The 255-nt window shown below is 60.8% G+C and carries 1 protein-coding gene; it reads right to left on the bottom strand.

Annotated features, from left to right (window positions below; translation table 11 throughout):
* A partial coding sequence (tnpB, locus tag FNJ47_RS47125; protein WP_163163633.1) for an IS66 family insertion sequence element accessory protein TnpB occupies nucleotides 1–255 on the bottom strand: 255 nt, incomplete at both ends.

Raw genomic sequence — 255 nt, 5'->3', positions numbered from 1 at the left:
GCACCGGATGGCGGACCATCGCATCGATATCGATGCCGTCAAGGATCCAGTGCAATTGCTCGGTCGTCAGCGTGACGACCGCCTCCTGGCGGCGCGGCCATCGGAACTTGTCCTCGGTCAGCCGCTTTAGGACCAGCACAAAGCCGGACCGGTCGAAGAACAGCAACTTCATCCGGTCGCAACGGCGATTGCAGAACGCAAAAACAGCCGGAGTGAATGGATCGAGCGCCATCGTCTCCTGGACCAGGACCGCAA

This window comes from Bradyrhizobium uaiense, from assembly GCF_010811875.1.
Lineage (GTDB): Bacteria > Pseudomonadota > Alphaproteobacteria > Rhizobiales > Xanthobacteraceae > Bradyrhizobium > Bradyrhizobium uaiense.
Note: the sequence above shows the minus strand (reverse complement) of the source record. Positions and strands in the feature narration are given on the sequence as shown.